General features: G+C 63.9%; 26 protein-coding genes. 13 read left to right on the forward strand and 13 right to left on the reverse strand.

Going from position 1 to position 26,734, the window contains the following annotated elements; all coding sequences use genetic code 11:
* The first annotated feature begins 50 nt into the window (after window positions 1–50).
* Window positions 51–1,970: a YgiQ family radical SAM protein gene (locus ACZO3G_RS07135; RefSeq protein ID WP_101552496.1), complete on the forward strand. Its 1,920-nt coding sequence runs from the start codon at window positions 51–53 to the stop codon at window positions 1,968–1,970.
* An 89-nt stretch (window positions 1,971–2,059) separates the two neighbouring features.
* Here ACZO3G_RS07135 and ACZO3G_RS07140 read toward each other — a convergent pair whose 3' ends face one another.
* The gene (locus ACZO3G_RS07140) at window positions 2,060–2,809 is read right to left on the reverse strand and encodes a DeoR/GlpR family DNA-binding transcription regulator (RefSeq protein WP_276873415.1); all 750 of its coding nucleotides are present in this window, start codon (window positions 2,807–2,809) and stop codon (window positions 2,060–2,062) included.
* A gap of 373 nt (window positions 2,810–3,182) precedes the next feature.
* On the opposite strand from ACZO3G_RS07140, the gene ACZO3G_RS07145 reads away from it, so the two are divergent.
* The 10 genes from ACZO3G_RS07145 to ACZO3G_RS07190 all read left to right on the forward strand — a co-directional run bounded on the left by ACZO3G_RS07145 (window position 3,183) and on the right by ACZO3G_RS07190 (window position 12,900).
* Complete coding sequence (locus tag ACZO3G_RS07145) at window positions 3,183–4,097, forward strand: ABC transporter permease (RefSeq protein ID WP_276873418.1); 915 nt, start codon at window positions 3,183–3,185, stop codon at window positions 4,095–4,097.
* 20 nt (window positions 4,098–4,117) lie between these two features.
* Entirely contained in the window at window positions 4,118–4,906 is a 789-nt protein-coding gene (locus ACZO3G_RS07150) for an SDR family NAD(P)-dependent oxidoreductase (RefSeq protein ID WP_276873422.1), read from the forward strand.
* Window positions 4,907–4,920: 14 nt separating this feature from the next.
* Window positions 4,921–5,715, forward strand: a complete 795-nt coding sequence (locus tag ACZO3G_RS07155) for an SDR family NAD(P)-dependent oxidoreductase (protein ID WP_276873424.1) — start codon at window positions 4,921–4,923, stop codon at window positions 5,713–5,715.
* A gap of 22 nt (window positions 5,716–5,737) precedes the next feature.
* Window positions 5,738–6,814, forward strand: a complete 1,077-nt coding sequence (locus ACZO3G_RS07160) for a BMP family ABC transporter substrate-binding protein (RefSeq protein WP_276873427.1) — start codon at window positions 5,738–5,740, stop codon at window positions 6,812–6,814.
* A 73-nt stretch (window positions 6,815–6,887) separates the two neighbouring features.
* Window positions 6,888–8,420, forward strand: coding sequence for an ABC transporter ATP-binding protein (locus ACZO3G_RS07165; RefSeq protein ID WP_276873430.1), 1,533 nt, complete (start codon window positions 6,888–6,890; stop codon window positions 8,418–8,420).
* A complete protein-coding gene (locus tag ACZO3G_RS07170) occupies window positions 8,417–9,475 on the forward strand; it encodes an ABC transporter permease (RefSeq protein WP_101552507.1) in 1,059 nt (352 codons plus the stop codon). Before ACZO3G_RS07165 ends, ACZO3G_RS07170 begins: the two co-directional genes overlap by 4 nt.
* Window positions 9,476–9,506: 31 nt before the next feature.
* Entirely contained in the window at window positions 9,507–10,439 is a 933-nt protein-coding gene (locus tag ACZO3G_RS07175) for a pseudouridine-5'-phosphate glycosidase (protein WP_256153155.1), read from the forward strand.
* A 64-nt stretch (window positions 10,440–10,503) separates the two neighbouring features.
* Window positions 10,504–11,478 carry a carbohydrate kinase family protein gene (locus ACZO3G_RS07180; RefSeq protein WP_276873436.1) on the forward strand — a complete coding sequence of 325 codons (975 nt, stop codon included), beginning with the start codon at window positions 10,504–10,506 and terminating at the stop codon, window positions 11,476–11,478.
* A gap of 178 nt (window positions 11,479–11,656) precedes the next feature.
* Window positions 11,657–11,911, forward strand: coding sequence for a helix-turn-helix domain-containing protein (locus tag ACZO3G_RS07185; RefSeq protein WP_276873439.1), 255 nt, complete (start codon window positions 11,657–11,659; stop codon window positions 11,909–11,911).
* Window positions 11,908–12,900, forward strand: coding sequence for a ComEC/Rec2 family competence protein (locus ACZO3G_RS07190; RefSeq protein ID WP_276873442.1), 993 nt, complete (start codon window positions 11,908–11,910; stop codon window positions 12,898–12,900). Before ACZO3G_RS07185 ends, ACZO3G_RS07190 begins: the two co-directional genes overlap by 4 nt.
* A 726-nt stretch (window positions 12,901–13,626) precedes the next feature.
* Here the strand turns inward: ACZO3G_RS07190 and trmD are convergent.
* The 6 genes from trmD to ylxM form a co-directional block, all read right to left on the reverse strand.
* The gene (gene trmD / locus ACZO3G_RS07195; RefSeq protein ID WP_172439320.1) at window positions 13,627–14,364 is read right to left on the reverse strand and encodes a tRNA (guanosine(37)-N1)-methyltransferase TrmD; all 738 of its coding nucleotides are present in this window, start codon (window positions 14,362–14,364) and stop codon (window positions 13,627–13,629) included.
* Window positions 14,360–14,869 carry a ribosome maturation factor RimM gene (rimM, locus tag ACZO3G_RS07200; protein WP_121587367.1) on the reverse strand — a complete coding sequence of 170 codons (510 nt, stop codon included), beginning with the start codon at window positions 14,867–14,869 and terminating at the stop codon, window positions 14,360–14,362. The genes trmD and rimM overlap by 5 nt, the downstream gene beginning before the upstream one ends.
* A gap of 68 nt (window positions 14,870–14,937) precedes the next feature.
* Window positions 14,938–15,171, reverse strand: a complete 234-nt coding sequence (locus ACZO3G_RS07205) for a KH domain-containing protein (protein ID WP_101552420.1) — start codon at window positions 15,169–15,171, stop codon at window positions 14,938–14,940.
* Window positions 15,172–15,194: 23 nt separating this feature from the next.
* Window positions 15,195–15,437, reverse strand: coding sequence for a 30S ribosomal protein S16 (rpsP, locus tag ACZO3G_RS07210; RefSeq protein WP_006873857.1), 243 nt, complete (start codon window positions 15,435–15,437; stop codon window positions 15,195–15,197).
* 70 nt (window positions 15,438–15,507) lie between these two features.
* The gene (gene ffh, locus ACZO3G_RS07215; protein ID WP_302549911.1) at window positions 15,508–16,884 is read right to left on the reverse strand and encodes a signal recognition particle protein; all 1,377 of its coding nucleotides are present in this window, start codon (window positions 16,882–16,884) and stop codon (window positions 15,508–15,510) included.
* Window positions 16,885–16,920: 36 nt separating this feature from the next.
* Entirely contained in the window at window positions 16,921–17,286 is a 366-nt protein-coding gene (gene ylxM / locus ACZO3G_RS07220; protein WP_172439274.1) for a YlxM family DNA-binding protein, read from the reverse strand.
* Window positions 17,287–17,502: 216 nt separating this feature from the next.
* Here ylxM and cysK point away from each other — a divergent pair, with 216 nt between their 5' ends.
* A complete protein-coding gene (cysK, locus tag ACZO3G_RS07225; RefSeq protein WP_288283775.1) occupies window positions 17,503–18,432 on the forward strand; it encodes a cysteine synthase A in 930 nt (309 codons plus the stop codon).
* Between the two features lie 37 nt (window positions 18,433–18,469).
* The gene (locus tag ACZO3G_RS07230) at window positions 18,470–18,910 is read left to right on the forward strand and encodes a hypothetical protein (protein ID WP_101552426.1); all 441 of its coding nucleotides are present in this window, start codon (window positions 18,470–18,472) and stop codon (window positions 18,908–18,910) included.
* 59 nt (window positions 18,911–18,969) lie between these two features.
* Here the strand turns inward: ACZO3G_RS07230 and ACZO3G_RS07235 are convergent, their stop codons facing one another.
* The 6 genes from ACZO3G_RS07235 to ACZO3G_RS07260 all read right to left on the reverse strand — a co-directional run bounded on the left by ACZO3G_RS07235 (window position 18,970) and on the right by ACZO3G_RS07260 (window position 26,325).
* A complete protein-coding gene (locus ACZO3G_RS07235; RefSeq protein WP_276874083.1) occupies window positions 18,970–19,944 on the reverse strand; it encodes an alpha/beta hydrolase in 975 nt (324 codons plus the stop codon).
* 40 nt (window positions 19,945–19,984) lie between these two features.
* Entirely contained in the window at window positions 19,985–20,419 is a 435-nt protein-coding gene (locus ACZO3G_RS07240; protein WP_101552430.1) for an adenine nucleotide alpha hydrolase family protein, read from the reverse strand.
* A 203-nt stretch (window positions 20,420–20,622) separates the two neighbouring features.
* Window positions 20,623–22,275 carry a S1C family serine protease gene (locus tag ACZO3G_RS07245; protein WP_276871670.1) on the reverse strand — a complete coding sequence of 551 codons (1,653 nt, stop codon included), beginning with the start codon at window positions 22,273–22,275 and terminating at the stop codon, window positions 20,623–20,625.
* A gap of 428 nt (window positions 22,276–22,703) precedes the next feature.
* On the reverse strand, window positions 22,704–24,143 hold the full coding sequence (locus ACZO3G_RS07250) for a sensor histidine kinase (RefSeq protein WP_101552434.1): 1,440 nt from the start codon (window positions 24,141–24,143) through the stop codon (window positions 22,704–22,706).
* 72 nt (window positions 24,144–24,215) lie between these two features.
* Window positions 24,216–24,908, reverse strand: coding sequence for a response regulator transcription factor (locus ACZO3G_RS07255; RefSeq protein ID WP_101552436.1), 693 nt, complete (start codon window positions 24,906–24,908; stop codon window positions 24,216–24,218).
* Between the two features lie 202 nt (window positions 24,909–25,110).
* The gene (locus ACZO3G_RS07260; RefSeq protein ID WP_276871604.1) at window positions 25,111–26,325 is read right to left on the reverse strand and encodes a hypothetical protein; all 1,215 of its coding nucleotides are present in this window, start codon (window positions 26,323–26,325) and stop codon (window positions 25,111–25,113) included.
* Between the last annotated feature and the right edge of the window lie 409 nt (window positions 26,326–26,734).

Genomic DNA, 26,734 nt, shown 5'->3' on the forward strand with positions numbered 1-26,734 from the left:
CCGGCGGCATCTCTCATTTCCGCCGCCCCGCGCGGCCGAGGAGCGTTACGATGTTTTTACCGCTGACCAAACAGGAGCTGCGCGAACGCGGATGGGACCGGCCGGATTTCATCTGCGTGACGGGCGACGCCTACGTCGACCACCCGAGCTTCGGGATCGCGATCGTCTCCCGCCTGCTGGAATCGCTCGGCTACCGGGTGGCGATGATCGCCCAGCCGGTGTCCGACGCGGACTACCTGCGCTTCGGCGCGCCGAAATACGGCTGGTGGGTGACGGGCGGCAACATCGATTCGATGGTCGCGCACTATACCGCCGCCAAGCGGAAACGCTCGGACGACGCCTATACCCCCGGCGGGAAGGCGGGCCGCCGCCCCGACCGCGCCACAACCGTCTACTGCAACAGGATCCGCGCCCTCTTCCCCGACGCGCAGATCGTCATCGGCGGGCTGGAGGCGTCGATGCGCCGCTTCGCCCACTACGACTACTGGGCGGACACGGTGATGCCCTCCATTCTGGTCGACAGCCGCGCCGACCTGCTCATCTTCGGCATGGGGGAAAAGCAGACGGAGCATATCGCGCGGGAGCTGGAAAAGGGTGTGCCCGCCCAAGAGATCCGCTGCAAGGGGGTCTGCTACCTCACCAATCAGCCGGGGCTGCCCGCCGACGCCGTGTCGGTGGCCTCCTACGCCAAGGTGAAGGAGAACAAGCTCTCCTACGCCAAGGCCACCCGCACCGAGATTGAGGAACAGGACGCGGTGCGCGGGCGCAAGATCATCCAGAAGCAGGGGGACGACTGCTTCCTCGTGCAGACCGAGCCGATGCCTCCGCTCACGACGGAGGAGCTCGACGCGGTGTTCGCCCTGCCCTTCGAGCGGATGTACCACCCCTCCTACGAGGCGCAGGGGGGCGTGGACGCGATCAAGGAGGTCGAGTTCTCGATCATGCACAACCGCGGCTGCTTCGGCAACTGCAACTTCTGCTCGATCGCCTTCCATCAGGGCCGCGCCGTCACCTGCCGCAGCGAGGAATCGGTCGTCGCCGAGGCGGAGGGCTTTCTCAAAAATCCCCGCTTCAAGGGGATCATCAGCGACGTGGGCGGCCCCTCCGCCAACTTCCGCCGTCCCTCCTGCAAAAAGCAGCTCTCCAAGGGCCTCTGCGCCGGGCGCAAATGCCTCGCGCCCACCCCCTGCCCCGCGCTGGAGGTGGATCACAGCGAATACCTCCATCTGCTGCGCCGCCTGCGCGGGCTGCCCGGGGTCAAACGGGTGTTCGTCCGCTCCGGCCTGCGCTACGACTACATGATGCTCGAACAGGACGACCGCTTCATGCGCGAGCTGCTCCAGTACCATGTGAGCGGCCAGCTCAAGGTCGCGCCCGAGCATTCGAGCGCCCACGTCCTCGACTGCATGGGAAAGCCCCACATCGAGGTCTACGAGAAGTTCGCCGAGCGGTTCTACCGCCTCACCAAACAGGTGGGCAAGGAGCAGTACCTCGTCCCCTACCTCATCTCCTCCCACCCCGGCTCCACGCTGAAGGACGCGGTCAACCTCGCGGTCTTCCTCAAAAAGCACCGCATCCGTCCCGAGCAGGTGCAGGACTTCTACCCCACGCCCGGCTCCGTCTCCACCTGCATGTTCTATACCGGGCTCGACCCCTATACCCTCAAGGAGGTGTTCGTCCCCCGCTCGCAGGAGGACAAATGGCTCCAGCGGTCGCTGCTCCAGTACTATAAGCCCGAGAACCGCCGCGCCGTGCTCACCGCGCTTCAGCGCACCGGCCGGATGGACCTCGTCGGAAACGGGCCGAACTGCCTGATCCCGCCCGACCGGCGCGCGCCCGACCGGGCGGCGGAAAAACCGGCGGGCCGCCAGGCGCCCGGCCGCGCGAAGGGCCGGGGGGAGCGGCGCGGCGCGCCGTCCCCGCGCGGGAAGCGCCCCGCCCGTCCCGCGGGCGGGCGCGGCCCCGGATAGCGGGCCCGCGGGAACGTTTTCTCCATAAGGAAAGCGGACATTTTCTTCGGAAAATGTCCGCTTTTTTTGCTGCGCGAAAAAGGGCGCGCCTAGAGCAGGTGCAGCTTGATGCCCGCCTCCCCGATCCACTCCCGCCAGTCCTCGGGCAGGCCGGTGTCCGTCACGATCGCGTCGAACTGGGACAGGTGGGCGTAAAACGCCACCCGGACGTTGCCGAACTTGCTGGAATCGGTCACGAGGATGCGCGTCTTGGAGGAGCTGATGGCCGCCAGCTTGAGGTCCACCTCGTACTGGTAGGTGCAGGTGACCCCCAGCTCCCGGTGCACCCCGCCCGCCGAGAGGAAAACCTTGTTGGCGCGGAGGTTGTTGACCATCGCGACATTCTCGGGAGATTCGCACATGTCGGTGGCGTGGTGGTAGCTCCCGCCTCCCAGGATGAGCCGCCGGTTCGGCCTCTGCCGGAGCTGGTTGAAGACGCTGACGCTGAAGCACATGGCGGAAAAGTCCATGTCCGCCGGGATGTGACGGGGCAGGCGCTCGAGCGTGCTGCCCACGTCGAGGATGACCATGTCGCCCGGCTCGATCATCGACGCGGCGAAACGGGCGATCCGCTCCTTTTCCTCGAAGTGGGAGCTGTTTTCATAGGCCCACTCATAGTCCGGTCCGATGACCGGCCGGGCTTGGGGGTTCTTGAGCAGGACGTGGCCGTGCGCGACGGTCACAATATCGCCGTCCATCAGCACCTCCAGGTCCCGGCGGACGGTCATTTCCGACACCTTCAGTTCCCCGGCCAGCTCCCGGACCGTGGAGGAGCGCCTTTGCTGCAGAAGCTCTGTCATCCGGTTGATCCGCAACAGTTTTTTGTCCAATCGAAGCAATCCCTTCCTGTTATGATCTTGCCAAATCATAACAAATTGTGTTGGAAAATTCAAGCATATGTGAATATTTTGTCAATATAGCGCCTGTTTTCTCCCACAAAAATCACAAAATGATTTATTTTGTGATTTTTTATGTGGCTTTCTCCCAAGCTCCCGGACCCCCATGTGGCCAATTCTCCGAATCTTTCCGCCCGCCCCCACATCCGTATTGCAATGCGTAAAAACGCCGTGTTAAGATGGGCTTGCAGCCGGTGATTCCGGTAACAGATTTTTTCACATTCCGCCTGCGGGCACAAAGCCGTTACACGCGAAACCTTTCAAGGAGGGGAAGACCATGCTCGAAATTCTGGCCGGCATGCTGCGCACCGCCGCCCCCATTCTGCTCGCCGCCATGGGCGGCGTCGTCTTTGAAAAATCCGGGGTGTTTACGATCGCACACGAGGGCATCATGCTCTTCGGCGCGTTTTTCGGCGTGCTGGGCGTCTACCTGACCGCCTCCCCCCTCATGGGGGTCGCCTTCGCGCTGACGGCGGGCGCGGTCTGCGGGCTGCTCTACATCTGGCTGACCGAGCGGCTGAGCGCCAACGCGACGATCGTCTCGATCGGCATCAACACGCTGGCGATCGGCGCCACCACCTACATGATGAAGATGATCTTCGGGGACGCCGGGACGGTCGGGAATCCGCGCATCATCGGCCTCCCGCGGATTTCGATCCCCCTGTTCGACCGGGTCCCCTTCCTGGACAAGGTGCTCAACAACCACACCGCGCTGGTCTACGTCTCCCTGCTCCTCGTCGCGGCCCTCCACTTCCTGCTCTTCCACACCCACCTCGGCATCTCCCTGCGCGCCGTGGGGGAGAAGCCGGAGGCCGCGGCCGCCGCCGGGATCCCCGTCTACCGCTACCGGCTGGCCGCCTCCGTCTTCGCGGGGATGCTCTGCGGGCTGGCGGGGGTGCACCTCTCCCTCGGGTACGTCAAGATGTTCACCGAGAACATCACGGCGGGGCGCGGGTTCTTCGCCTACACGGCGGTCGTCTTCGGGCACGCCAACCCCTTCGCCGCGGCGCTCGCGAGCTTTGTGTTCGGGCTCGCGGAGGTCGTCACCTTCCGCGTCCAGAACCTGAACCTCCCCGGGCCGCTCGTGCTCACCATTCCCTATCTCGTCACGCTTGCGGTGCTGATTCTGCGCAACCTGCGCCTGAAAAAGCCCGCCGTCCATAAGCCAAACCCAGCCGCGACCAACAACTAAACCGAAAAAGGGGGATTTCCATGGCAGTACCAATTCAAAAGATGCTCGACTTCTCGGGGAAAACCGTGATCGTCACCGGCGGCCGCGCCGGGCTCGGCTCGGGGATCGCAAAGCGGTTCGCCGAGACGGGGGCCAACGTCGTGATCACCTACCGCACCGAGAACCCGGCGCACCCCGCCGCCGAGGTGGTGGCGGAGATCGAAAAACGCGGCGCCAAAGGGCTTGCCATCCGCACCGACGTGCGGGACGCCGCCAGGAGCCGGGAGATGATCGCCAAGGCGGCGGAGGTCTTCGGCCGGGTGGATATGCTGGTCAACAACGCGGGCATCTATCCGCACCACGACCTGCTCACCGTGGGCGAGGCCGAATGGGACGACATGCACCAGTCCAACCTGCGGGGCGCCTTCTTCTGCGCGCAGGCCGCCGCCAACCAGATGATCCGACAGGGGACGGGCGGCGCCATCGTCAACATCCTCTCGATCAACGCCTTCCGGCCGATGGCCGACGGGCTCGTCTACGGCTCCTCCAAGGCGGGGCTCGAGATGGTCACGCGCTGCATGGCCTTCGAGCTCGGAAAGTACGGCATCCGCGTCAACGCGGTCGCGCCCGGGCTCATCGACGCGCCCGGCCTCGACCAGAACGTCCCCGGCTGGCGGGAACGCTACAGCGACCGGGCCCCTCTCGGGCGGATCGCGCAGCACGTCGACATCGCCGACGTCTGCATCTTCTGCTGCAGCGAGCTCTCCGCATGGGTGACGGGAGAGACCATCCTGGCCGACGGCGGCGTCATGCTCGCCGAGGCCTACTAGAGAAGGAGGCTTCCATGAACGACTATTACTCCCTCAAAAACCGCGTCGCCATCGTCACGGGCGGCGGCAGCGGGCTCGGCCTCGGCATCGCCCGGGCGCTCGGCCAGCTCGGCGCGTCCGTCATGCTCTGCGACATCAACGAATCGAGCCTGCGCAGGGCGGCCGAGGAGCTCCGGCTGGAGGGGATCGACGCCGCCGCCAGCTACTGCGACGTGACCAAGCCCGACACCGTGCGGGACTCGCTGGAACGCGCGCGCCAGGTCCTCGGCGTGCCAGACATCCTCGTGAACAACGCGGGCGTCACGCTGATGCAGGATATCTTCGAGATCGGGGACAAGGACTGGGATTTCATTCTGGGCGTCAACGTCAAGGGGCTCTTCCGGATGACCCAGCTCTTCGCGGACGGGCTGCGCAAGGCTGGAAAGGGCGGCAACGTCGTCAACCTCTCCTCCAACGGCGCCAAGGTCACCTACGACGACCAGGTGCACTACTGCGCCTCCAAGGCGGCGGTCAGCAACATGACCCAGTGCATGGCCTCCAACTTCGCCCCGCTGGGCATCAACGTCAACGCGGTCTGCCCGGGCGCGGTGGACACCGCCATGCTCCGGGCCTGCATGGCCGCCACCGAGCAGCAGACGGGCGGCAGGGTGACCGTCGCCGACTGCGAAAGGACCTGGGGCCCGCCCCAGCTCGGCAGGCTGATCCAGCCGGTCGAGGTCGGCCGGGTCGTCGCCTTCCTCTGCACGCCCGCCGCCGCGATGATCCGCGGCCAGTCGATCAACGTGGACGCCGGGAACACCAAATTCTGACGATGAATAAGGAGGGAATCTCATGAAAAAGGCTCTCGCTCTCATGCTCGTTTTGACCCTGTCCCTTTCCCTGCTGGCAGGCTGCGGCGGCAGTCCGGCCGCCTCCCCCGCTCCCGACAGCGGCACGCAGGCCGCCCCGGCCGCCTCCCAGGAACCCGCCCCCGCTTCCGGCGGACGCCGCGTCGTCATGGTGATCCCCCAGAGTCTCGGCGACTCCGGGCCGATGGACAGCCTCAAGCAGAATCTTGAGAAGGCTGCCGGGGAGTTCGGCCTCGACACCTCCATCTACGAGGCGCTCGAGCCCTCCCAGCACGAGGAGGTCGTCCGCACCTTCGCGCGCGAGGGGGTCGACATGATCATCTGCGCCATGCCCACCATGGTGGAGGCGCTCAAGGCCGTGGCCCCCGAGTTTCCCGACACCAAATTCTGCATGGTCTTCCCGCTCGAGGAGATCGAGATGGACAACGTGGTCTGCGTCGACTTCGCCACCTGGGAGGGCTACTACCTGTGCGGCGTCCTCGCCGGCCACATGACCAAGGTGAACAAGGCCGGGCACGTCATCGGCGCCGAGCAGAGCGCGCTGATCGCCAACTACAACGCCTTCAAGGCGGGCGGAAAATCGGTCAACCCCGACTTTGACGTGCTCCTCTCCAACGCGAACTCGTTCGACGACCCCGCCAAGGGCAAGGAGGCCGCCATCAGCCTGATCGACCAGGGCTGCGACCTGATCATCACCGACTGCGCCGCCACCGCGATGGGCGTCATCGAGGCGGGCGAGGAGAAGGGCGTCTTCATCATCGGCGACTCCTCCCCCCACAACGAGATCTCCCCCGCGGTCGTGCTGGCCGACACGATGACCCAGTTCGGCCCCGCCATGTACTCGGTGGTCAGTGAATTCGCCAACGGCAGCTTCTCCCCCGGCACCCACTTCTCCACGCTGGCGGAGGGCGGCATCGGCATCACCGTGAGCCCGCTCATCTCCGAGCACCTCAGCGCGGAGGACAAGGCCGCCTTTGACGAGGGCGTGGCCGACGTGGAAGCCGTCTCCGAAAAGATCAAGGCCGGCGAGCTGACGGTCGAGCGCAACATTCAGAAATGACACACCAGTGGACCGGCCCGCGCCCTCTGGGCGCGGCCGGTTCCACGCGACCGGGATGCGGCAGGTGACTTTGATGAATCCTGAATACGATCTGGAGCTCTCCGGCATCACCAAGCGGTTCGGCGCGACGCTCGCCAACGACCACATCCATTTCGGCGTGAAAAAGGGCGAGGTCCATTCGCTGATCGGTGAAAACGGCGCGGGAAAGAGCACCCTCATGAATATCCTCTACGGGCTTCTGCGTCCCGACGAGGGGGAGATCCGCCTCGGCGGGAAGCCGCTCGTGCTGCGCAGCCCCAAGGACGCCATCGCCAACGGCATCGGGATGGTGCACCAGCATTTCATGCTCTCCCCCTCCCTGACCGTCGCGGAAAACATCGTGCTCGGGCACCGGCCGCCCGGGCAGCGGGTGCTGTGGAAGCCCCGCGAGATGGAACGCCACCTCGAGGCGATCAGGCGGGACTTCGACGTCGACCTCCCGCTGGACGCGCCGGTGAGCAGCCTCACCGTCGGGCTGATGCAGCGGATCGAGATCGTCAAGACGCTCTACCGCGGGGCGAAAATCCTCATCCTCGACGAGCCCACCGCGGTGCTCACCCCGCAGGAGAGCGAGGAGCTCTTCCACACCGTCCGCAAGCTCTCGCAGGCCGGGCACACCGTCATCTTCATCTCCCACAAGCTGCGGGAGGTGATGGAGATCTCCGACCGGATCACCGTCCTGCGGGCGGGGAGGTCGGTCGACACGGTGAACAAATCCGACGTGACCCCCCGCCTTCTCGCCCAGATGATAATCGGGCGGGAGATCCGGGGGCTCGAGCCCAAGGATACCGACCGGGGGCCGGTCGCGCTCTCGGTCGAGGACCTCGCGGTCCCCGGGGACCGCGGCACGCTGGAGGTGCAGGGGCTCTCCTTCGAGCTGCGCATGGGGGAGATCCTCGGCGTGGCGGGCGTGGAGGGCAACGGGCAGACCGAGCTGGCCGAGGCGGTCATCGGGGTCCGCCGCCCCGCTGCGGGCCGCATCGAAATGCAGGGGGAGGAGATCACCCGCATGCCGGTCGGCAAACGGTTTGAACGGGGGCTCGCGCACATCCCGCAGGACCGCGTCAAGGAGGGGCTCATCCTTGACTTCTCCCTCACCGACAACCTCGTCCTCAGCATCCGGAACGGTCCGCCCGTCTCGAAGCACGGGGTCATAGACTGGAGGGCGGCGCAGACGGTCAGCCAAAAACTCATCGCGGACTATCAGATCAAGGCGTCCTCCCCCGAGGAGGCCTGCAAAAACCTTTCGGGCGGCAACATGCAGAAGGTGGTCGTGGCGCGCGAGCTCTCCAAGAAGCCCCGCGTCATCATCGCCTGCCAGCCGACCCGCGGGGTGGACATCGGCGCGTCGGAGTACATCCGCAGGATGCTCATGGAGATGCGCGACGCGGGCAACGCCGTGCTGCTCATCTCCGCCGACCTCGACGAGGTCATGGAGCTCAGCGACCGGATCATGGTCATGTACGGCGGCAGGAAGACCGGCGAGTTGCTGCGCGCCGAGGCGGACGAGCACAAGCTCGGGCGGATGATGTTCGGCATCACGGAAAGCGAGGAGGCGGAGGGATGAATCAAAAAGCGGTACGGTTTTTCCGGGGGCTCGCGCGCATCCTGCTCATCCTGCTGTGCGCCTTCGCGCTCAATACGCTGGTGCTGCTCGCCAGCGGCAAAAGCCCCGCCACCATCTATTCCGCCCTCTTCAAGGGCGCGTTCGGCGGCGTCTACAACCTGGCGCGCTCGCTGCGCTGGGCCACCCCGCTCGTCTTCACCGGGCTCGCCTTCGCGGTCTCCTCCCGGTGCGGCATCTTCAACATCGGCGCAGCCGGCCAGCTCTACCTGGGCGCCTTCGCCGCCACGGCGGTGGGCCTCGCCCTGCCCGGCGCGCCCCGCCTTGTGGTCCTTCCTCTCGCCATGCTGGCCGGAATGGCCGCCGGGATGCTCTGGTCGGTGCTCGCCGGCTCCATCAGCATCCGCTTCGGGGCGAGCATCGTGGTGGTCACGCTCATGCTCAACTACGTGGCCACCCTCTTCACCGAATATCTCGTGCGATATCCCTATTACGAGCCGGGCACCCTCGGGGAGAGCGGCTCGACCGCCTACATCCCGGAGGGCTCCCGCCTGACCGTGCTGATCGGCGGCACCAACGTCACCACCGGGATCCTGATCGCGCTCATCGCGGTGGCGGTCATCGCCTTTTTCGACGCGAAGAGCGTCATCGGCTACGAGTGCCGGGTCATCGGCGCGAACGAACGGTTCGCCGAGTTTTCCGGCCTGCGGGTCGGCGGCCGGCAGATGCTCGTCTACGCCGTCAGCGGCGCCATCGCGGGGCTGGGCGGCGCGGTCGAAATCCTCGGGAATTACGGGCGGTTCATGATCGATTTCTCCCCCGACGTGGGCTTCGACGGCATCGTCGTCTCCCTGCTCGCGGGCGGGAATCCCGCGCTCGTGCCCCTCTCCGCCTTCTTTATGGGGGCCATGACGAGCGGGTCCATCGCGATCGAGATGTTCGGCGGCGTCCCCAAGGCCATGGCCAAAATTCTCATGGGGATCGTCATTGTCATCATCACCGTACAGAAGCTGCCGCAGCTCCGCGCAAGATTCCGGGCGGCGGCTTCCGGCCAGTGAAATCATCAAACCAGGAAAGGACCATAAGCACATGAAAAAAACCTATCTGCGGATTTCCCCGGAGGTCGAGGCGGCACTTGCCGAAAACAGGCCGGTGGTGGCGCTGGAAAGCACCATCATCTCCCACGGCATGCCCTACCCGCAAAACGTCGAGACCGCCCTCGAGGTGGACCGGATCATCCGGGAAAAGGGCGTCGTCCCCGCGACCATTGGCGTCATCCATGGGGAGATCATCGTCGGCATGGACCGCGATGAGATCACCTATATGGGCAAGGCCGGCCTCGCGGTCCGCAAGCTCTCCCGGCGGGACATGGGCGCGGCCGTCGCCCTCGGGCTGGACGGCGCGACCACCAGCGCGGCGACCTCGATCATCGCGCATCTGGCGGGCATCCGCATCTTTGCGACCGGCGGGCTCGGCGGCGTCCACCGCGGCGCGCCGGAATCCTTCGACATCTCCGCCGACCTCGATGAGATTGCGCGCACGCCCGTTCTGACCGTCTGCGCGGGGCCCAAGGCCATCCTCGACATCCCGCTCACCCTCGAATACCTCGAGACGAAGGGCGTCCCGGTCGTCAGCTACCGCTCCGACCGCCTGCCCGCCTTCTATTCCTCCCAAAGCCCCTACAGTCCGGATTACCGGCTGGACGACCCCGCCGACATCGCCCGGATCTTCCACCTCCAGCAGGAGATGGGGCTCTCCAACGGCATGCTGGTCTGCAATCCCGTGCCAGGGCAGTATGAAATCCCGCAGGAGGAGATCAACCCGGTCATCGAACAGGCCGTCCGGGAGGCCGAGGAGAAGGGCATCCACGGCAAGGATTCCACCCCCTTCCTGCTCGACCGGGTCAAGCAGATCACCGGGGGGCGCAGCCTCGACACCAACATCCAGCTGGTTTACAACAACGTCCGCCTTGCAAGCGAAATCGCCAAGGCGCTCGCCGCGCTTTCGGCGGGAGAACTCTGAAAATACGTGTGGAAGAACGCGGGCGGGCGGACGCGGCTCCCCCGCCTGCGGATGAGGAGTCATCATGGCAGGAAGGATCGAACTGGCGGTGTTCGGACACACCACCCGCGATTTTATCGTCACCTATGACGGCAGGCTCCAGCTCGGATATCTGGGCGGCGGCGGCATGAACGCCGCCGCCGGGGCGTCCTACTGGGCGAAGGACGGGGAAGTCGGGCTCGTCACGCGGCGGGCCTCCGTCATGCCCCCCGCCCTGCTCGAACCGCTGGCCCGGCATCCCGGCCTCGACATCGAGGGGGTGCGGGTGATGGAGGGGGAGGGCATCAAGCTGTGGCTGCTCTACGACCTCGACGGCTACCGCCACTGGGTCAAGCACCACGATTCCGCCAACCGCATGGAGGCGGCGCCCGCCCCCGGGGACATCCCGCCCCGCTACCTCGACGCCGGGGGCTTTCATATCGCCCCGCTTCCCCCCGGGGAGGTCCTCGCCCTGCTGAACGCCCTGCCGGAGGGGCGCGTCGTCCAGCTCGACCCGCATTACGAGTGGTTTTTCCAGCGGCATATCGGCCTGTGGGAGCAGATCCTCAAAAAGGTGACGGTCGTCACCCCGAGTGAGGACGAGTTCACCAAGTTCTGGGAGATCCCCTACGGGCAGCCGGTCGAAAACTACATGCCCTATCTCCGCAGGCTCGCCGCCATGGGGCCGGAAGTCGTCGTCCTCAAGATGGGCGGAAAGGGCGCCGTCCTCCATGTCAGGGAGGAGGACGCCTTCTATCTGGTGCCGCCCTGCGCGCGGGACGATGAAATTATCGACGTCACCGGCGCGGGCGACAGCTTCTGCGGGAGCTTCTGCATCAACCTGCTGCGCGGGAGGCCGCTTCTGGAAGCCGCCGTCTGCGGCATGGTGGGTTCCGCCGTCTCCATGGGCCTGCGCGGCGTGCCCGAATATCTCGGCGTGCCCTTCGGCCGCGCCGAAGCGCTCTACCAGCAGGTCCGCGAACAGATGGCAAACCGAATCGTCCGACTGGACAATTCATAACGTAGAGGGGGCCCCGCATAGCGGGGCCCCCTCTACGTTGCCATAGTCCGTTAGGGAAACAGGAGTACAGCAGCAAGACGTATATTTTTTCTATACGTCTCACGAATGTATAATAGCACATTTACCATGCTAAAGTCAAGACAATAATTACATTCGTCTGACGTATGGGAGATGTCCTATGTACAGTATGCAGTTCCAGAATCAAAAAAATCTGGTCGCCGAACGAGTTGTCCAGAAGCGTCGGGAAAAGAGTCTGACGCAGAACGAGCTTGCGGCGCGGATGCAAACCCAAGGAGCAAACATCGATCAACAGAACATCAGTAAAATCGAGCGTAATCTGCGGATCGTTACCGACTACGAGCTTCTGTGTCTCAGCCGGGCGCTTTCCGTCGACGTGTATTGGCTGCTCACCGGTGAGGAGGCGCATCCATGAGCCGGACCCACCGGAAAAAGCGCAGGCCGCTGCCCTTGAAACAGGTCCTGTTTAGCGCCCTTGCGGTGCTGGCGGCGCTCTTCGTCCTGATCCTTCTCAACGAGGCGCTCGGAAGCGGCCTGCCGCTGCCCGGCACGGACGACGTGATGAACGGGCTTGGCGGCCTCTATGAAAAGGCCGGGCTTTCCCCCGCGGCGGTCACGCGGGCGGAGGGGGAGCTCGCCGTCCACTATGTCGACGTGGGGCAGGCCGACTGCGAGCTCATCCAGACGCCCGAACAAAATGTGCTGATCGACGCAGGCGACGTGGGCGGCGGGGATGCGGTCGCCGCCTACCTCAAGGCGCAGGGCGTTGAGCGCATCGACCTGCTGATCGCCACCCATCCTCACGCCGACCACATCGGCGGCATGGCGGACGTGGTAAACCAGTTCGAGATCGGCAAGGTCCTTTTCGCGGAGGTGCCGAGATTGCTGACCCCAACCTCCAAAACCTATGAACGCCTGCTCGACGCGATCGCCGACAAGGATTTGAAGGTCGCCAAGGCGCAGCCGGGTATCAAATATGATCTCGGCGGCGGCGCGATGCTCACCGTCCTCGGGCCGATGGACGAATACCGCGACGACCTCAATGAAAATTCCGTCGTCTGCCGTCTCGACTTCGGCGAGACCTCCTTCCTCTTCACCGGCGACGCCAGCAGGCAGAGTGAAAACGATCTCGTCAAGGCCTATGGCGACGGCCTTTCCGCCGATGTGCTTAAGCTCGGGCATCATGGGAGCGACACCTCCTCGCAGGAGAAGTGGCTGAACGCCGTCGACCCGGAGGTCGCGGTCTGCTGCGTCGGCTGGGACAACACCTATGGGCATCCGAATCCGGAGGTGCTCGAACGGCTCGAAAAGCGCGGCGTCACCCTTTACCGCACCGACCGCAACGGCACCGTCGTCGTCACTTCGGACGGGGAACAGCTTGCCGTGCAAACTGAAAAGTCTTAGATTTGCCGCTCGGCGAGCGGCGCAGTTTGTCGGGTCCCGCCCCGGCGGGCGGCCCCATTTCTTGTACGGACAAGAAATGGGGGAAAGAAGCCGCAGGGGGCTTCGCCCCCTTGACCCCCAGCGCCGCCTCCGGTTGGCCTGCGGCCAAAGTCGGCGGCGCCCCACCACGGATGAGCGAACGAGCCTACAGCATCCCACCAGCCGCCGCGCCACGGGCGCAATGCCTCTGCCCGAGAGTCTCCGGTACCGTACCGGGAGTTCCCATAGGGGAGGCACGGCCGCTTTTGCGTGGCGCGCAGCGCCCACGGGGAGGCGGAAAACTGCGCGGCTACGCCGCGCACGCGCGCAGAGCGTGCGAACGCCCGGAACGGGCGTTGTTTTCCGTCGTGCGTCCCCGGCGAGCCATCCGGCTTCGGTCGTTGGGTGCGTCCGCAACCTGAATTGAGCCTTCAGCTGGTGTACCCGTGGGGAGCGGCGGTAGTCTGCGGGTTATAGCAAGGTACTCCCGGGGGTTTCTCAAGGGGACTGGCGGAAGTCCCCTTGAGCGCCCTTCTTCCGCCGACTTCTTGGGCGCGCAAGAAGTCGGCCCGCCTGCCGGGGCGGGTCCCGGCGATCCATGCCGCCGAAGGCGGCTCCCCTAAAGCGCCCCAGAGGGGCGCGTAAAAGGCTCACCGGGCGCAGCGCGGCAAATCCAAAACTGCCGCCGGGCGCAGCGCGGCAAAAAAATCAAAGCTCCTCCCAGCCGAGCGTACGCAGGAACCACTTGTCCTTTTCGTTCAGCTGTGCGTTTTTCAAAAGCTCGGGGCGCTTTTCATAGGTGTTCTTGAGGGACATTTCACGCCGCCACCGGGCGATGGCGGCGTGGTTGCCGTTCGTGACGATCTCTGGCACGGCGACGCCGTGCCAGACGGCGGGCTTGGTGTATTGCGGGTATTCGAGCAGGCCGTTCCAGTGGCTCTCCTCGGTGAAGCAGCTCTCATCGGCGAGCACGCCGGGGCAGAGCCGCGCCACGCAGTCGATCAGTACGAGCGCGCCGAGCTCCCCGCCGGTGAGCACATAGTCCCCGATGGAGATCTCCTCGTCGACGATCTCGTCGAGCACCCGCTGGTCGACCCCCTCGTAGTGGCCGCAGAGCACAAAGAGGTGCTCCGCCTGGGAGAGCTCCTTCGCCCGCTGCTGGGTGAGGGTCTTTCCCTGCGGCGACAGGTAGATCACATGCGGCCGGGAGGCGCGCTCGGCGCAAACCGCCTCCCAGGTGCGGTAGATCGGGTCTGCCTGGAGCAGCATCCCCTTGCCGGGGCCGTAGGGGGTGTCGTCGACGTTGCGGTGCTTGTCGACCGTGTAGTCGCGGATCTGCCAGCACTTGATGTCGAGATGGCCCGCTTTTCTGGCGCGGCCGACGATGCTCTCGGAGAGCACCGTCTCGCACATGTCCGGGAAAAGGGTCGCCAGATCGATCTTAATCATCGAAAAGCCCCTCCAGCGGCCGGATGACGATCCGCCCGGCGTCGACGTCCCGCTCGAGCACCACGTCGGGGATGGCGGGCACCAGCCGCTCCTTCCCCGCCTCGTCCCGCAGGTAATAGACGTCGTTCGCGCCGGTCGGGCGCACGTCGTAAACCTTCCCGTAGCTGCGCCCGGTATCCGCGTCGAACACCTCGCAGTCGATCAGGTCCTGTACAAAGTACTCCCCTTCCCCGACCGGCGCGTCCGCGCGGTCGATGTAGAGCACCTGGTTTCGCAGCGCCGCCGCGGCCTCCGGCGTGTCCACGCCCGCTATTTTCAGCACCACCATATTCTTCTGCACGCGCGCCCGCTCGACGGTGAGCGGGGTCTCGCCGCGCCTGAGGAAAAGAGTTTCAAAGTCCAGCAGGAAATCGGGGCTGTCGCACCACGGCTGGACCTTCACCTCGCCCTTGATCCCGTGGGTGGTGACGATCTTTCCACATTCCAGAAATTGTTTTTTCATGACGTCCTCCCTGCTTGCAAGAGGGTAAAAATGGGGGAGCGCACGCTCCCCCATTTTCCGGTTCTCAATCAGTCGATCTCGACGGCGACTTTGGTTTCAGCCTTGTTGGCCGCCGCCCTGACGACGGTGCGAATCGCCTTGGCGATACGTCCCTGTTTGCCGATGACGCGCCCCATGTCGTCGGGGGCAACGTGGAGGTGGTACACGACCAGACCCTCCTCGTTGGGCTCGTCGACCGTGACGCTGACGGCGTCCTTGTCCTCGACAAGGCCCCGCGCGATGGTAACAATCAGCTTATCCAAAACGACTTACCTCCACGCCCATATTAGAGCACGCCTTCGATTTTCAGCAGCGCCTTGACGGTGTCCGTGGGCTGGGCGCCGTTGGAGAGCCATTTCTTCGCCTTTTCCGCGTCGACCTTGATCACGGAGGGGTCCTTGGTGGGGTCATAGGTGCCGATCTCCTCGATGAACCTGCCGTCGCGGGGATAACGGGAATCCGCAACCACGATCCGGTAGAAAGGAGCCTTCTTCGCACCCATCCTTCTCAGTCTGATTTTAACAGCCATGTATGTCACCTCCTATGGTTATTGACCTTCTGTCTTCTATCGTCCGCCGGGAAGTCCCGGAGAGACAGCCTTAAAACGGCATCCCGGGCATGCCGCCGCCCATGCCGGGCATCCCGGCGAAGGGGTTCCTGCGGCGCTTGCCCTTCTTTTTGCCGCCGCCGGACATCTGCCGGAAGAGCTTCTGCATCTGCTCGTTCTGGCGGAGCACCCGGTTGACGTCCGACACGTCGGTGCCGCTGCCCGCCGCGATGCGGCGCTTGCGGGAGGGGTTGATGAGCGCGGGCTTTTCCCGCTCGGCGGGGGTCATCGAGTGGATGATCGCCTCGACCTTCCGAAGCTCCTTCTCCCCCTGCTCGGCCTCGTCGTCGCCGATCTTTCCTGCGGCGCCGGGGAGCATATTCATCACGCTCGAGAGCGGGCCCATCTTTTTGAGCTGCTGCATCTGTTCGAGCATGTCGTTGAAATCAAAGGTGTTCTGCTTGAGCCGCTCGGCCATCTCGGCCGCCTTCTTGGCGTCGAAATCGGTCTGCGCCTTCTCGATGAGGGTGAGCACGTCCCCCATCCCGAGGATGCGGGAGGCCATGCGGTCGGGATAGAAGGGCTCGAGGTCCTCGAGCTTTTCTCCCGTGCCCGCGAACTTGATCGGCTTGCCGGTCACCGCGCGCACCGAAAGCGCCGCGCCGCCGCGGGTGTCGCCGTCGAGCTTGGTGAGGATGACCCCGTCGATGCCGAGCGTCTCGTCGAATTTGGAGGCCACGTTGACCGCGTCCTGGCCGACCATCGCGTCGATGACGAGCAGGATCTCCTGCGGCGACACGGTCTCCTTGATGCGGGAGAGCTCCCCCATCAGCTCCTCGTCGATGTGCAGGCGGCCGGCGGTGTCGAGGATGACCAGGTCGTTGCCGTAGTCCTTCGCGTGGGCGACCGCCTTTTTGGCGATCTCCACCGGGTCGCCCTGCCCCACCTCAAAGACGGGGACGTTCGCCTTTTCCCCCACGACCTTGAGCTGGTCGATCGCCGCCGGGCGGTAGACGTCGCAGGCGACGAGCAGCGGGCGCTTGCCCTGGTTTTTAAAGTGCAGCGCCAGCTTGGCGGAATGGGTGGTCTTACCGGAGCCCTGCAGGCCGCACATCATGACGACCGTCGGGGGCTTGCTGGAAAAGTTCAGGCGGGCGTTTTCCGCGCCCATCAGCGCGGTCAGCTCGTCGTTGACGATCTTGACGACCATCTGCGCGGGCGTGAGGCTCTCGAGGACCTCGTCCCCCACCGCCTTGGCGGTGACGTTGGCGACGAACTCCTTGGCGACCTTGTAGTTGACGTCCGCCTCGAGCAGCGCGAGACGCACCTCGCGCATCGCCTCCTTGATGTCGCTCTCCTTGAGCCTCCCCTTGTTGCGCATCTTTTTGAAGACGGCGGAAAGCTTGTCGGACAGGCCTTCAAATGGCATGGGGTTCCCTCCTGACAGTCCTATGTAAAAAGCGTGTTATTCGTTGATCGAGCCGGCGATCTCGATGATCTCGCCGCACTTGTCAGTGATCTCCTTGGAGGTGCCGAAGCGGCTGTTGTAGGCGCGGATCTCCTGCGCGTTCTGCACGATCCGGTCGAGCCCGTCCTGGATGGTCCGGAACTTTTTGGCCAGGCCCAGCCGGTCCTCAAGGTCGAGCAGGATGCCCTCCGCGCGCTTGATGGAATCCCGCACGCCCTGGCGTGTGATCCGGCTGTGCGCGGCGATCTCGGAGAGCGAAAGGTCCTCGTTGTAGTAGAGCTCCACGACATTGCGCTGTTTCTCGGTGAGCATGTCTCCGTAAAAATCGAGCAGCAGCGAAATTTCCAGATTTTTAGCCACCATCCTGCCTCCCATCATGTAAAGTGATCTGCTTTACACGTTCCCTCTTTGTGTATTATAACGGACAGTCCCCCGTCTGTCAAGGCGATTTTCTTTACACGACAAAATATTTTCTTTTTGTTCAACATTCGAGCACGCGATCGTGTATAATAGAGCTGTCGGGCCGCGCCACGCGGCCCTGCCGCCCGGCGCCGCGCGCCGCGGAGAAGGGAGCGATCCATGAACATCAAGAACGATCTCACCCAGCTGATCGGCAACACCCCCCTCATGTACCTGGCCAACTACAGCGCCTCGCGGGGACTGGCCGCGAAGCTCGCCGTCAAGCTGGAATATTTTAACCCCCTCGGCTCGATCAAGGACCGCGCCGCCTACGCGATGGTCGTCGACGCGGAAAAGCGCGGCCTCGTCAAGGAGGGCACCGTGATCATCGAGCCGACGAGCGGCAACACCGGCATCGGGCTGGCGTTCGTCTGCGCGGCGCGGGGCTACCGCCTCATCCTCACGATGCCCGAGACGATGAGCCGCGAGCGGCGCGCGCTGCTGGCCGCGCTGGGCGCCGAGCTCGTGCTCACCGAGGGCGCGAAGGGGATGACCGGCGCGATCGAAAAGGCGGCCGAGCTGGCTTCGCAGCTCCCCTCCGCCTTCATCCCCCAGCAGTTCGAGAACCCCGCCAACCCCGCCATCCACGAGGCGACGACCGCCAAGGAGATCCTGCGGGACACCGACGGCAGGATCGACATCCTCGTCGCGACCTTCGGCACCGGCGGCACCGTTTCGGGCGTCGGCCGGGCCCTCAAGCGCCACAACCCCGACATCCGCGTGGTCGGCGTGGAACCGGCCGAATCCCCCCTCGTTTCGGAGGGCCGGGCCGGCCCCCACGGCATCCAGGGCATCGGCGCCAACCTCGTCCCCGCAAACCTCGACCGTTCGGTGCTCGACGAAATCGCGACCGTCACGACCGGGGAGGCGTTCGAGGCCTGCCGCGCCGTCGCCAGGCAGGACGGCCTGCTCGTGGGCGTCTCGTCGGGCGCGGCGATCGCCGCCGCCGCGAAGATCGCCGCCCGGGAGGAAAACGTGGGCAGGCTGATCGTCGCCGTCTGCCCCGACACGGGGGAACGCTACCTTTCGTCGGGGCTCTATGAAGCGTAAGGAACCATAAAATTTTCTGATAAACGGAGGAAGCATGATGAACGAACAGGAAAACAAACTCCCACAGGAAGAGACCGAGGCGCCGGTGGAGCAGGCGCAGCCCGCCGCTCCGGAGGAGGCCGCGCCGGAATCCGCCGGCCCCATCCCCGCGGATAAACCGAAAAAGGCCGCCCGCTATACCCACCGGACGGCGAACACCCTCTACCGCCTGCACATCGGCGGGCTGGTCGTGACCGCGGTCTACCTGCTCAGCCAGCTCATCCTCACCCTCTCGAGCTATTTCACCCAGAAGTCCCAGCTCGACCTGATGATTGCGCTCGGGCAGACCAACCAGAGCATGTCCTCCCTCAACCTCTCCCTCTTCTATTCGCTGATCGGCATGGTCCTGCCGCTCGTCTGCCTCGTTGCCGTCTGCTTCCTCTTCCTCTTCTTTGCCGAGGTCGTCGAACAGATGTCCATCCGCAACCAGAAGTCCTGACCCTTCGTCGGGACGGAAAAAGCCCCCGGCGCGAAAGCGCCGGGGGCTTTTGGTTTTCATCAGGTCTCCGGGTCGTCCGGCTCCTCCTCTTCCTCCGGGGCGGGGACGAAGTGGTCGTCCAGCCAGCCGAGCAGCTCCTGCCAGATCTGCTCGCGGCCCTGCTCCCCGAGCACCTCGTGGCGCGCCCCCTCGTAGAGCACCAGCTCCACGTCGGCGACCCCCGCCTTCACATAGCGGTCGTACACCTGCGTGGGGCCCCTGCCGTACTCGCCCACCGGGTCCATCGACCCGGCGACGATATAGATGGGGGTCTGCCTGTCGACACCGGCAAAGCAGGCGTTCTCGTTGCACTTTTTGAGCAGCGTGAACATGTCGGCCATGCCCGAGACGGTGAGCAGGTACCCGCAGCGCGGGTCGTCGGCGTACCGCTCGACGAGCGCGGTGTTGCGGCTGAGCCACTCGTAGCCGGTGACGGCGGGGACGCAGCGGTCGTTATAGTGCCCGAAGACGAGGTGCTGGAGGTCGTGGTCGCGGTAGAGCTCGCCGTTCTTTTTGATCGAGCGCGCGGCGAGCCTGCGCCCGAAGTCGACCCGCACGCCCGCGCGCGCGGTGCCGCAGAGCACGAGCCCGGCGATCGTCCGGGGGTATTTCGCGGCGTAGAGGCGGGCGACGAAGGAGCCCATGCTGTGCCCGAGCAGCACGACGGGCGCGCCGGGGACCTCGCTGCGGATGATCTTGTTGAACTTGTGCTGGTCGTCGACCAGCCGCTTCCAGCCGTCCTGCTCGGCGAAATAGCCGAGGTGCCCGTCGTCCCGCGCCGAGCGGCCGTGGCCGAGGTGGTCGACGCCGCACGCCGCGTACCCCTGCTGCGCGAGCCAGCGCATGAACTCGTGGTAGCGGCCCATGTGCTCGACCATGCCGTGGGAAATCTGCACGGCGGCGCGCACCGGGCCCGCCGGGATATAAATCCATCCAAAGATGGTGTCGGTGCCGTTGGTGCTCCTGAATTCGATCTGCCTGACAGTGATGTTCATCTTGTTCGTTCCTCCCGCGGCAGGCGTCCTGCCGTCCGATTCATCGCGCGCCGATCTCAATGGCCGCCGCGAATTCGCGGTCGACCACCTCGTGCAGCTCCCCCTTCTCGTTGACGGTGAAGAAGGTGACGTTCTGAAGCGTCTTCCACATCCGCACGAGGATCGAACTCTCGTCCCGCGGCATGCCGGTGACCGCGTTGATCACCCGGTTCTCCCGGATCGAATGGACGATCGCGCTCTGCGGGTTGTTGGAAAATTCCACCGTCATTTTGGCGCCATATTCCTTGGCGACGCCGAAGAGGTGTTCGAGCGCCGCGGGGTTGATCTGCGCGCCCGTCTTCATGACGCTGAGCACCGTGAGATCGGTCTTGCTCAGGTCCGCGATCACGCGCGCGGCCTTGATGATCCGCTCGCAGGTGAACTGGTCGGTGACCAGCACAAGGGTATTATAGACATTCGGCTGCGTCTGATTCATGACGCCCTCCTCTATCCGGATCCGCCGGGGACGGCGGAATGTTTTCTTCCCAATCAGTATACAACAAAATTGTAAACAAATTATGATAAAGAACCCGATTTTTATAAAAAACCGCCGCCCGTCCGATACCGACAAAAACCGCGCCCCGCAAGGCGGGGCGCGGTACAGGAAAGGAGGCCGCGGCTGACGGTCCGCGCGGACCGTCAGCCGAAGAACTGGTTGAAGAAGTCCTCGAATTCGTCGTAGCTGTCGCCGTAATCGTCATAGCCGTTCCCATAGGGGTTCTGGCCGTTGCCGTAGGGGTTCTGCCCGTAGGCGTCCGACGGGTCCTGGACGCCGCCCTGCGTTGAAACGCTGTCCCCCAGGTCCTCCATCAGCGCGACGGTGACGGTGAAGAATTTCCCCTCCGCGTTGGGGCGCTGGCTCGGGCGGTAGACCTCGAGCTCGACGGTGTCGCCCGGCTTTTTGCCCTCGATCTCCGCCGAAAGGTCCTGCGTGCCGGTGATGTCCTTGCCGTTCACCTTGGTGATGATGTCGCCCGGGACGACGCCCTTTTTGGAGATGTCGGAGCCCTCCTCGGTCGACTGCACGAAGAGGCCGGTGGGCACGTGGTTGAGGCGCGCGAGCACCTCGTCGACCTCGGTCGCGTAGATGCCCAGACGGACCCGTCCGGTGACGCGTCCGTAGGCGATCAGGTCGTCGACAATCGGCTTGACCTCGTTGGAGGGAATCGCAAAGCCCATGCCCTCGGCGCCGGTCGCGATGACCTTTGCGGAGTTGATGCCGATGACCTGGCCGTATTCATTGACCAGCGCGCCGCCCGAGTTGCCCGGGTTGATCGCCGCGTCGGTCTGGATGAGGTTGGTGTAGTGGGTCACGGTGGTGCCGTTCTGGCCGCCCGCCGTGATCTGGCGGTTGAGCCCCGAGACGATGCCCTGCGTCACGCTGCCCGCGAAGTCCATCGACTGCGGGTTGCCGATCGCAAGCACCTTTTCGCCCATCTTGACCTGGTCGGAGTTGCCGAAGGTCGCCGCGGGCAGGTTCTCGGCGTCGACCTTGACGACCGCGAGGTCGGTCTTGCTGTCCGAGCCGACCAGCCGCCCCTCATAGGAGGTGCCGTCGCCCAGCTGCACGGTGATCCCCTTCGCGCCCTCGACCACATGCGCATTGGTCACGATGTAGCCGTCCTCGCGGATGATGATCCCGCTGCCCATGCCCTCGGCCTGGTAGTTCTGGTAGTTCACGTAGGTGGTGATCGCCACGACGGAGGGGGAGACCTTTTCGATGATCTCCTCGCTCGACAGCTTGCCGCCCGGCAGCGATTCCCCGGCCGACTGCGGCTTATCCTGCAGCGTGATGCCCGGCAGGTCGTCGGCCGGAACGTTCAGCGTCGGGCCGTTGTCCGACGCGGGCGGAGCGCCCGCGTCCTTCTTCATGCTGCTGTAGATCCCGATGCTCGTCAGCGACACCAGCGACACCACCAGCACCGACGCCAGAATGATCCCGAAGACCATCAGGCCCTTGTTGCGGCGGCGCGGCTTGGCCTTGGCCGCCTGCTCGTAGTCGGAGATGTTCCACTGGTAGGCGTCCCGGCGCTGCGCGCTGCGCCCGTCGGGACGCTGCCAGCCGCCGCTCGCCGAATACTGGTTGGGGGTCAGGTCCTGCGGCGGCTCCTGCCGCCCGCTCTCCTCCGTCCCCGCGGCGCCGCGCTCATAGGGAGGGCGGTAGCCCTGCCCCTCGTTCTGCGGAGGCACGTTCCACACATGCTGCCCGCCAGCCGGACCGCTCTCCGCCGAACCGTTTTCCTTCTCGTGCGGATTTTCGTTCGGATTGTAATAATCGCTCATATATCTCATACCTTTCACGGTTGGATTCCGCCTGTGGAGGCGTCCTTTTTTTGTTCTTCTGGCGTTAGTATACCGCAGATTTGTTGCAATAAAATAGATGAGATTTAAAAGAATTATTCATATCTGTTGAAGAATTTGTGAACCCGGGGACTTTTGAAAAAGTCCCCGGGACCCGAAAACTTTTATCAGGCCGGCCACCCTTCCCCACCGCCGCCTCTACCCGTGCCGCCGGGCCAGGGGAACTCTGCCGCACGGGCGGATAAAGTCCCCGGGACCCGAAAACTTTTATCAGGCCGGCCACCCTTCCTCACTGCCGCCTCTGCCCGTGCCGCCGGGCCAGGGGAACTCCGCCGCACGGGCGGCGCGAAACCGTGGGGCGCGACGGCTTGATTGAATCAAAAGTTTCGGGGTCCGGGGGGCTTTTCAAAGCCCCCCGGTCAGTTCTTTTTGCTCTTATGGGGCTTGGGGATGGTGAAGACGAACTCGCAGTATTCGCCCTCGACCGAGCGGACGATGATGTCGCCGCCGTGCAGGTTGACGATCGAGCGGACGATGTGGAGCCCGAGCCCGGCGCCGCCCTTGTCGCGGCTGCGGGACTTGTCGGCCTTATAGAAGCGGTCGAAGATGTGGGGAATCTCGTCCTTGGGGATGCCGTCGCCGGTGTTGCGGATGCCGACGGAGGTATAGCTGTCGTCCTCCGAGTAGTTCACGTCGATAAAGCCGCCCTCGTTGCAGAATTTGACGGCGTTTTCGATGAGGTTGTAGACCACCTGATGGATGAGGTCGGGGTCGGCCTCGACCATGACCTTGCCGCCGTCGAGGCCGCGCACCTCGATGTTCTTCGCCTCGAGCGGCTGCTCAAAGGTAAAGACGGTGCGGATGACCGTGTCGTTCACGTCGAAGAGGTCGGGCCTCAGCTCCAGTTCGCCCGCCTCGATGCGGGCGATGTTGAGCATCGAGCGCACGAGCCGCGAGAGCCGCTTGATCTCTTCCGAGACGATTTTGAGGTAGTCGTCCCGCTTTTCGGGCGGGATGGTGCCGTCGAGGATGCCGTCGATAAAGCCCGCGATGGTCGTCATCGGCGTGCGCAGCTCATGGGAGACGTTGGCGGTGAAGGAGCGGCGCGCCACCTCGGTGGTGGCCAGCGAGGTGGCCATATTGTTGAAGGAGATCGCGAGCTGCCCGATCTCGTCGTAGCTCTCCACCGGCACCCGCACGGTGAAATCCCCCTTGGAGAAGCTCTGGGTCGCGGCGACCATCTTGCGCAGCGGGCGCACGAGGTCGGCGGTGATGAAATAGACCGCCGCGAACGCGAGGATCAGCACGGCGAGCGAGCTGATGATGAACATCTTGAGGATTTCCTTGAGGAAGACGGTCAGCGTGCCCGCAGAGGCGGACGCGAAGATGACCGCCGCCGGGACGCCGCTCTCGGTCTTGACGGGGATGCCCACCGTATAGTGGTTCTGGGAGTAGAGCCCCCCGACCTTGCCGACCTCCTGGTATTCGCCCGCGGCGCACGCCTCGGAGATGATGTTCTTCGGGATGTCCACCTCATTGTAATCCGAATGGGAGCCGCTCACGAAGAGCAGCAGCTTGCCGTCGGTGTTGGCAAGGTAGATGTCGGCCTCGATCGCATCCGCGAGGATGGTGTAGCGCGGCAGCACGACCGCCGGGGTCACCCCCTGGTAGAGGTTGGAGCGGAAGTCCGCGTAGGTGAGCTCGGCCGCCTGCTGGGCGTTGTGCTCAAGCAGACGGTAACGGTCCTGCTTGAAGTACTGGCTGGCGAACGCCAGCAGAACCGCGCCCAGAATCGTGATGCTCAAAAGGATGATCGCGGCGATGGTGATGAAGTGTTTACTGAAGAGCGTTTTTTGCATACCTGACCCACTTTTCTGATTGTTTGATGCGAAAAAGGGCGGGCTTGCCGCCCGCCCCGCGTGATCAACAGGTTATTCCTTGACCTCGAATTTGTAGCCGACTCCCCACACGGTTTTGAGGGTCCACTGGTCTGAGACGCCCTCGAGCTTTTCACGCAGGCGCTTGATGTGCACGTCGACCGTGCGGCTGTCGCCGTAGTACTCGAAGCCCCACACCTCGTCCAGCAGCTGGTCGCGGGTGTAGACGCGGTTGGGATTGCTCGCCAGGTGGTAGAGCAGCTCGAGCTCCTTGGGCGGCGTGTCGATCACCTTGCCGTCCACCTTGAGCTCATATTTGGTCATGTTCACGACCAGCTTGTCGTAGCTGACCTCCTTGACGTCCGCCTCCGCGGCCGTTTTGCCGGTGCGCCGCATGATCGCCTTGATGCGCGCGACGATCTCCTTGGGGTCGAAGGGCTTGACCACATAGTCGTCCGACCCGAGCTCGAGCCCGAGCACCTTGTCGAACGTCTCCCCCTTGGCGGTGATCATGATGATCGGCATGTTGGATTTTTTGCGGACCTCCCGGCAGACCTGCCAGCCGTCCAGCTTGGGCATCATGATGTCCAGCAGCATAAGATCGGGATTTTCAGAGGAGAATTTTGCGAGCGCCTCTTCCCCGTCGTTGGCGATCACGACCGCGTAGCCCTCCTTCTCGAGATAGAGCCGGAGCAGCTCGCAGATATTGCGATCATCGTCGCAGACCAGGATTTTCCCGATTGACATGTCTGGTACCCCCATTCTGCCCGCCGCAACAGGCAGATTATTTGCTTTATCATATCACAATTATAGCGGAAAATCACCCGTTTTGGTGAATATTTTTTGAATGGGGATTGTCCAAACTGCAAAGAAACGCCCGCCGCGCGCGCATCCGTAAAAAAGAAGGGCGGGCGCTCACGCGCCCGCCCTTCCGGCGGCCCGGTTCCGCTTATTTCGCAAAGGAGGGGAGGATCGCCTTGGCGGGAGCCGCGGGCGCCTCTTCCGCGGGGGCTTCCTCCGCCGTCTCCGTGGGGGCCTCGGCCGCTTCCCCAGCGGCCGCCGGCTTCTCCGCGATGATGTAGGTGCCGAGCTCGCGGGTCTTCAGCTCAAAGACCCAGTCGCCGTCGTCCGTCTCGTGGATCCTCCCCTTGCCGGTGATGTCCACAAGCGCGCCGTCCACCACCTGGTAAACCACGATCGAATCCTCGTCGACCGACAGCTCCCCATCCTCATTGAGGAAGGGGATGCGCAGCCTGAGGGAGGCGCGGCTCGTCGAAGCGATCTTCGGATTGCCGATAAAATCAAAGAGGTAGGCGTCCTGGTCCGCAAAATATTCCGCGTACTCCTGGTCGTCCCATTTGGTGGTCATCTTTGGGAAGAACTTCTTCGCGTCGTCGTCGCTCGTGAAGTTGAGCCACGCCAGCGTGTCCTTTTCGTCCTCCCAGGTGATCTCGTTGTCCTCATTCTTCTGCGGCTTCACAACCACGCCGCCGTCGCCCGCCTTGAAATCCGCGTCCGCGCTGCGTTCGCCGTTGCCCATGAAAAATTTCAGGCCCATCGTCATTTTGGAGCCCGGCGCGTAGACCCCCTGCGCGAGGTCCTTAAAAGCCACGTCCCCTTCGGAAGCCCCGTTGAGCTCCTCCAGCGTGTCAAAACCGTAGTGGCCCTTTACGCCGTTTCCGGGCTCCCCGTCTTCAGCCGATATGGAGTCGACCAGATAGCGCTTGGCCGTAAAGGTGACCGACGGCGTCAGCTTGAACTCGTCGCCGCTGAAATCCTGCGCGAGCTCGATTTTGAGCGCGTGGCAGCGCCAGCCGCGGGCCTCGAATTTCTTCTCCACAAAGCTGATTTTTTTGATCATTTTGGCGTTGTTGTCGCCCTTGTCGAACTTCACCTTGTAGTTGTCCCTGTCGCCGTACCACGCCCCGACCTCGTCGGGGTCGTCCGGGTTCTCCCCGGCGAAGATGCGGAAGGGCAGATAGACGGTGCTGTCCGGCGGGATCAGGTCATTCGGACCGTAATAGATTCCATCGCCGTCACATAATACCCCCGCGTCAAAGCCGGTCAGCGAAAGATCGATCTTCTCCGCGTCCGCCGCAAAGGCGGTCACGCCGAGCGGCAGGGCCAGCGCGAGCGCGAGGACCAGCGCCAACAGTTTTTTCATTCTGGTTGCCTCCTCATACTTATTCATCATTATACACACCGGATAATCCAACCGTCATTTTACATAAAAATTGGGGCGGCTATCCAAACAATAGTATAGCCGCCGTCCGTCCGTCCGTCCTGTCAACCCGGCTTTTTGGGGGTGTTTTTGCGGTTTTCTTTGTGCATCTTTTTGGCTCCGGTTTTTTCATATACGTTTTTTGCATGAATATCCGTCGCCCACAGCCGGGCGAAACCGCTTGCGCGCCGCGCGTTTTTCCTGTATAATGAGCAGTTGTAAGATCGGAGGAATCAGCCATGAAATTAGGAATCGGAGGACCGCTACCTGATTTTATATCTCAATAATCCTCAATAAATACGAATATTACTTGATTTGAAGCGGATTTTGGAACAAACCAACCATATATAAC

The organism is Anaerotruncus sp. (genome assembly GCF_057433415.1).

Excerpts from the sequence above, each read along its gene's own strand:
- ACZO3G_RS07135 (WP_101552496.1), top strand. The coding sequence starts at position 51 with ATGTTTTTACCGCTGACCAAACAGGAGCTGCGCGAACGCGGATGGGAC.
- ACZO3G_RS07140 (WP_276873415.1), bottom strand. The coding sequence starts at position 2,809 with ATGACAGAGCTTCTGCAGCAAAGGCGCTCCTCCACGGTCCGGGAGCTG.
- ACZO3G_RS07145 (WP_276873418.1), top strand. The coding sequence starts at position 3,183 with ATGCTCGAAATTCTGGCCGGCATGCTGCGCACCGCCGCCCCCATTCTG.
- ACZO3G_RS07150 (WP_276873422.1), top strand. The coding sequence starts at position 4,118 with ATGGCAGTACCAATTCAAAAGATGCTCGACTTCTCGGGGAAAACCGTG.
- ACZO3G_RS07155 (WP_276873424.1), top strand. The coding sequence starts at position 4,921 with ATGAACGACTATTACTCCCTCAAAAACCGCGTCGCCATCGTCACGGGC.
- ACZO3G_RS07160 (WP_276873427.1), top strand. The coding sequence starts at position 5,738 with ATGAAAAAGGCTCTCGCTCTCATGCTCGTTTTGACCCTGTCCCTTTCC.
- ACZO3G_RS07165 (WP_276873430.1), top strand. The coding sequence starts at position 6,888 with ATGAATCCTGAATACGATCTGGAGCTCTCCGGCATCACCAAGCGGTTC.
- ACZO3G_RS07170 (WP_101552507.1), top strand. The coding sequence starts at position 8,417 with ATGAATCAAAAAGCGGTACGGTTTTTCCGGGGGCTCGCGCGCATCCTG.
- ACZO3G_RS07175 (WP_256153155.1), top strand. The coding sequence starts at position 9,507 with ATGAAAAAAACCTATCTGCGGATTTCCCCGGAGGTCGAGGCGGCACTT.
- ACZO3G_RS07180 (WP_276873436.1), top strand. The coding sequence starts at position 10,504 with ATGGCAGGAAGGATCGAACTGGCGGTGTTCGGACACACCACCCGCGAT.
- ACZO3G_RS07185 (WP_276873439.1), top strand. The coding sequence starts at position 11,657 with ATGTACAGTATGCAGTTCCAGAATCAAAAAAATCTGGTCGCCGAACGA.
- ACZO3G_RS07190 (WP_276873442.1), top strand. The coding sequence starts at position 11,908 with ATGAGCCGGACCCACCGGAAAAAGCGCAGGCCGCTGCCCTTGAAACAG.
- rimM (WP_121587367.1), bottom strand. The coding sequence starts at position 14,869 with ATGAAAAAACAATTTCTGGAATGTGGAAAGATCGTCACCACCCACGGG.
- rpsP (WP_006873857.1), bottom strand. The coding sequence starts at position 15,437 with ATGGCTGTTAAAATCAGACTGAGAAGGATGGGTGCGAAGAAGGCTCCT.
- ffh (WP_302549911.1), bottom strand. The coding sequence starts at position 16,884 with ATGCCATTTGAAGGCCTGTCCGACAAGCTTTCCGCCGTCTTCAAAAAG.
- ylxM (WP_172439274.1), bottom strand. The coding sequence starts at position 17,286 with ATGGTGGCTAAAAATCTGGAAATTTCGCTGCTGCTCGATTTTTACGGA.
- cysK (WP_288283775.1), top strand. The coding sequence starts at position 17,503 with ATGAACATCAAGAACGATCTCACCCAGCTGATCGGCAACACCCCCCTC.
- ACZO3G_RS07230 (WP_101552426.1), top strand. The coding sequence starts at position 18,470 with ATGAACGAACAGGAAAACAAACTCCCACAGGAAGAGACCGAGGCGCCG.
- ACZO3G_RS07235 (WP_276874083.1), bottom strand. The coding sequence starts at position 19,944 with ATGAACATCACTGTCAGGCAGATCGAATTCAGGAGCACCAACGGCACC.
- ACZO3G_RS07240 (WP_101552430.1), bottom strand. The coding sequence starts at position 20,419 with ATGAATCAGACGCAGCCGAATGTCTATAATACCCTTGTGCTGGTCACC.
- ACZO3G_RS07245 (WP_276871670.1), bottom strand. The coding sequence starts at position 22,275 with ATGAGATATATGAGCGATTATTACAATCCGAACGAAAATCCGCACGAG.
- ACZO3G_RS07250 (WP_101552434.1), bottom strand. The coding sequence starts at position 24,143 with ATGCAAAAAACGCTCTTCAGTAAACACTTCATCACCATCGCCGCGATC.
- ACZO3G_RS07255 (WP_101552436.1), bottom strand. The coding sequence starts at position 24,908 with ATGTCAATCGGGAAAATCCTGGTCTGCGACGATGATCGCAATATCTGC.
- ACZO3G_RS07260 (WP_276871604.1), bottom strand. The coding sequence starts at position 26,325 with ATGAAAAAACTGTTGGCGCTGGTCCTCGCGCTCGCGCTGGCCCTGCCG.